Genomic DNA, 1,749 nt, shown 5'->3' on the forward strand with positions numbered 1-1,749 from the left:
GGGTCGTAGCATTTTGAGCAAAATTGTAAGTTTGTAAAAGGTATTTTGGCCTGGAAATAGGGTTTTTACCCCATTTGCGGGCCGAAGCCGTTCCAAAGCAGTGATTTGGGCACTACAAACCGAGGGCACTGAAAAAGTCATTAAAATATGATATAATTTTGGTAATAAAACAGAAGGAAAGAAAGTGAAATAGATGCTAAGGAATGGAACCCAGCTTCAGCTATCGGAATATGCGGGAATTTATGATCTGGTTATCCCCGCGGATCATTTGCTGAGAAAGATAAAGGAAAACGTCGATTTCAGCTTTGTTAATCCCATGCTGAAAGAGCAGTATTGCGAACATTTCGGTCGGCCCGCCAAAGAGCCGGAGATGATGTTCAAGATTCTTTTCTTAAAACGGTTGTACGATCTTTCCGATGAAGTACTGGTAAGAGACCTTAGCTATAACATGGCCTACAAATATTTTGTGGGACTTCAGCCGGAAGAAGGAACCATTGACCCAAGCCTATTGACAAAATTCAGAAAGACACGGATCAATCAAGATATCCTGGAAGAAATGCTGGGAGAAACCATTCATCAGGCGATCGAGAAGGACCTGATCAAATCTCAGTCGGTCATCGTGGATTCCACCCACGCCCACAGCAAGGGAAACCGGGAGACCCCAACCCAAGTATTGAGGAGATTAGCGAAGTCTTTGCGGAAGGAAATCTACAAAACGCAACCGGAACTGGCCCAATATTTTCCGGAGAAGCCCTCGGAGACCGCAGAACTTGAGGAAGAAATCCGTTATACCAAAGTGTTGGTGGAAGTCCTTGAGCAGCGGCTGGAAAGCAAGGCTGCCCGGAAACTGAGGGATAACATAGCGAAAATGCTGGAGGATGACCAGATCAACAACATTCAATCCGGCTATGACCTGGAGGCAAAGACAGGCTATAAAAGTAAAGACAGCAGTTTTTTCGGCTACAAAAACCATCTTGCCATGACCGATGAGAGGCTGATCACCGCCATCGAGGTTACCCCCGGCCAGGAAGCAGATACCACCAAGCTGAAAAGCCTGGTGGAAAAGACCGTAAAAAACGGGGTGAAGGTTGAGGAAGTCATCGGAGACAAAGCCTATTCCAGCAAAGACAATCTTGAGTATTGTGAAGACCAAGGCATCAAGCTAATCTCTCGCTTAAGTGCCGCAGTGACCAACGGACACCCCAGAGACGAAGGATTCCTCTACAATAAAGACGCCGGTACAATGCAATGTCCGCAGGGTCATTTAGCGATGAGTTGCCAAATCCGGAAACACAAAAACGGCAGTCAATATTACATCTACTGGTTCAGCGTTAAAACCTGCAAGAAATGTCCGTACTATGGAACTTGCTGCAAAACCGGGGCCAAAAGAAAATCCTATTGTCTTAAGCTTTCCGGAGAAACCCACCAAAAGCAATATGCCTTTGAGCAAACGGAGTATTTCAACAAGCGGATAAAGGATCGCTATAAAATCGAGGCGAAAAACGCCGAGTTGAAACAAGTTCATGGACTTGATCGATGCAAGTATGTGGGCTTATTCGGTATGCGAATTCAGATGTATTTCACGGCATTTGTGGCCAATGTAAAGAGGATGATCCGGTTAAAGGAGCTGGCAGCAGCGCAATGAGCGCTTCTTCTTCTTCATTTCATCGAAAAATGGTCCCTTTTTTTCTACGAACCATAGGGAGAGAAACTTCTACCTTGTAAAATAGCCTGTTTTTCAGTGCCCTC

Annotated in this window: 1 protein-coding gene; it reads left to right on the plus strand. The window is 45.3% G+C overall.

Annotated features, from left to right (window positions below):
* Nucleotides 1-193 precede the first annotated feature (193 nt).
* The gene (locus NC238_00920; GenBank protein ID MCM1564518.1) at nt 194-1,645 is read left to right on the plus strand and encodes an IS1182 family transposase; all 1,452 of its coding nucleotides are present in this window, start codon (nt 194-196) and stop codon (nt 1,643-1,645) included.
* The last annotated feature ends 104 nt before the right edge of the window (nt 1,646-1,749 follow it).

It is taken from the genome of Dehalobacter sp. (genome assembly GCA_023667845.1).
Taxonomy (GTDB): domain Bacteria; phylum Bacillota; class Desulfitobacteriia; order Desulfitobacteriales; family Syntrophobotulaceae; genus Dehalobacter.

What these genes read in the sequence shown, in the direction of transcription:
- NC238_00920 (MCM1564518.1), top strand. Translation starts at nt 194, where the DNA reads ATGCTAAGGAATGGAACCCAGCTTCAGCTATCGGAATATGCGGGAATT.